Below are 3,046 nucleotides of genomic sequence, written 5' to 3'. Positions count from 1 at the left end.
CTTTAGTTGCCGTCAATACATCACCGTCCGAGTCGATGTCGTTGGCTAAAACTCCCTCAACAACAGGCACATTCAGGACTTTACCATGCAGGGTCTTGTAATTGTCAATTACTGCGAATGGTGGATTATTGGTTATGTTAATCACAAATGTCTGGTTTGCCGAAGTATCGACGCCACCGTTAGCTATACCGCCACTGTCTCTGAGGTTTAGAGTGATATTGGCAGCGCCAGTTGCACCCCCCGCCGGCGTAAAAGTCAGTTGTCCTAAAGAGTCGATCGCCGGTGGTACGCTGAATAAAGCAGTATTGTCATTACCCACTACTTGAAAACTAACAGTTTGAGCCGACTCGTTGGCGGGGCCTGGGGAAATGGCTGTAGCCCATCCAGGGACTGTTTGCGGGCCTGCGTTGTGGCTGGCGATGGGATCGACCCCTTTGACAAACGAAGGTGGATCGTTGACTGGATTAACTGCGATCGAACTTGTTAAACTATTAGTGCTAAACGGCGTTGTTCCACCAGTAACTGAAGCATTGACGCCGGCAGTACCGTTACCCACTCCGTTACTTCCATCCCACGCCCGAAAAGTAATTGTTGGTTCGCTTCCAGGGGTACTGTAATAGTCTGGGTTGGGTACAAAGCGGACTCTCGCAGGCGTTTGCAGGGATACCCGCGTCAGGTTGATGTTAGCTTGCGCCGAGGTTGTGTCGTCACCGAGGAATAGAAAATTAGGAGTTTCGTAAGGATCTATCAAGCCGCTAAATCCTGAATAATCGCGCAGCGGGCCGGCTAGTATGATATCGCTGCCATCGGAAAGAAAGTAATTGTCACCTTCAACTCTGAGAGTGTAGTTAGTAGCAATATTGGTGTTATAACCAAAATTCTCTGCTGCAAGAAATAAGCCGTTGGTTTGTCCGCTTGGGTTGGGAGTAATGCCGTCGCCTTGTGCAAAGATATTGCCCGAAGTTGCAGATAGGCGCTGGAAACCAATTTCAATGGCTTTGCGATCGCTAGTAACGGCAACAATGCTAAAACCCCCCCGATTTTGATTAGTGCGGGATTCCGAGATAATTTGGAGATTAAAAGATAAGCTAAAGCCCGTAGTGCGATCGAGCGGGGGAAATGACGGATTTAAAGGATTCTTTGTATAGCCAGCATAAATACTATTGGCAGCAGTGCTGTTTAAATTAACTCCATTACCGTTAAAAAATTCGGAAGCTCTAGCGGTAGGAGGAACAAGATTTAAGTTAGCCAAAGACAGCCAATTTTGAGAACTGGGAGTGTTACCAAGTAAGCCATTATAAAGAGGAGTCGGGCCGAGTACGGTTGCTGAATTTTCCGACACTGTGCCGAAATTTGTCCAAGTATTGCCGTCAGTTGAAAATTGCCAGTTACCGTTAGTATTGTCTGTCGCGGTGACTGCTACACCCAAAGGATCGCCATTAGCGTCACCGCCTAACTCGCTAGTGAGGTTAAAAATACTAAAGCCTGTGTTAGCGGCGCTGGGTATATCTTCATTAATTGCGATCTGCGGATTAACATTAGGACCTGCCCAAGTCGGAGCAATGTTAACCGGCCGGTTGCGGAGACTGTTAATATAAATAGTATTAATTCCGCCGTTGGGTAAACCCAAGGAGCCGGGACTATCTATAGTATAACTAGCAGTTCTGTTGATGCCGCCTATATCGCTCGAAAACTCGACATTACCCCCGTTGCTTGGTGCTGGAATTTGCACCTTAGCTGCACTCCCAAAGGCTCCGTGTGTCCCTGATGTCCTCCAGGCGAGGGAATCAACAGAAGTAATTCCCGCACTGCTAGTATCTACCCAAACAATATCTGAGGCTGCAAAATCCCCAGGCAAATTTCCGGCTGGGAGCAGCTTTGTCAAAAATCCACCTGCGGGACTCAATCGAATGTTCCAATCGGTGTTTGTTCCCGACGGTATGGGGTTGTAGGCAATCTCTTGATTAGCAACCGAACCACCGATCGTAAGTATTGTTCCTGCTTTAAACACAGGAGCAATACTTGCCATATTAGTAAATCGATAAGCTGAATATTTAGCTGGAGTTGGATCAGTTGAGTCGCCTACAAAATAGCTCTGAAGCTGAGTTGCACTTACATCTTCTGTGAGCAGTAACTCTACATACTCGTTGTCTGTAATGTTTGCAGTATCCCGCCGGAATTCGTTAATAATTATCTGTCCCATCTAGATGCACCTAAATTTGAAATGATTATGTATTAGCTGTCAACTACTGTCGCTGTTTTTTCACTGTTAAATTTAATTTGCGTAATTACACTGAGATTATTGCCCGTAGAGTTGCTTGTGGAGGTCATTTTTGTTACTAAAATAATATCTGGAGTGCTGAGCAGTGTCAAGCAAAAGCTTGGATTATTGCGGAACTGCCGATCGGCGATCTAGAAGCAGCAATTTTTACCTGGGTTAGCTGACTAAGTTGCTGCACAAAGTTAGCGCCCTTCTCCCCCGCCGCTACATCGCACCCGTACAGCAAAATCTCTGCACTGTCTGCCAGCGATCGCGACCAACGCTGCAATTGTTTAGCATAACTTTTTAAATTTATTAAGTTTAGATCGATCGCGCCTAGCTGCAAACTCGCGGGGCTGCCGTGGGAGATGATATGAATGCTTTTTATATTGCTGCGACTCGCTAGCGCGGCCGTTATTTGTTCTAGTCCATCCCGCGCCCCATCCAGGGTAATAACTTCTGTCCCCGCTGCGATACCGTTGCGGAGAGTTTCGCCATCGGGAAGAGCAGAGTCGAGAAAGGCGATCGCGGTGGGGACTAAACTTATATAGTCTGGCATAATACACCTGAAGGTAGATGAAGGTACGGAAATTAAGGTGTATTTACCTTAGCAAATTTATATATGAAGTGTCATCGGTAAAATGTCAGCATCAAGGGTGAATAATAGTAATTTTTTGTGAAGCTGCAACGGATTCATCTTGTAGAGGCGAGTTATAGTCATTTCAAATAAGTATGAGACACTCTTTCTGCACAATAAGCACGAATAACTTCATCAAGAGATGTGCC

The 3,046-nt window shown here is 46.1% G+C and carries 2 protein-coding genes; both read right to left on the bottom strand.

Annotated features, from left to right (window positions below; all coding sequences use genetic code 11):
- Positions 1-2,203 (bottom strand): choice-of-anchor Y domain-containing protein (locus QUA57_RS27510; protein WP_445304512.1); only part of this gene is annotated, 2,203 nt, incomplete at its 3' end.
- Between the two features lie 166 nt (positions 2,204-2,369).
- The gene (locus QUA57_RS27505; protein ID WP_333064921.1) at positions 2,370-2,819 is read right to left on the bottom strand and encodes a DUF4347 domain-containing protein; all 450 of its coding nucleotides are present in this window, start codon (positions 2,817-2,819) and stop codon (positions 2,370-2,372) included.
- Positions 2,820-3,046: the final 227 nt, after the last annotated feature.

Source organism: Microcoleus sp. Pol7_B2 (assembly GCF_036701035.1).
Lineage (GTDB): Bacteria > Cyanobacteriota > Cyanobacteriia > Cyanobacteriales > Microcoleaceae > Microcoleus.
The sequence above is the reverse complement of the archived record's forward strand: the minus strand, read 5'-3'. Positions and strand labels throughout refer to the sequence as shown.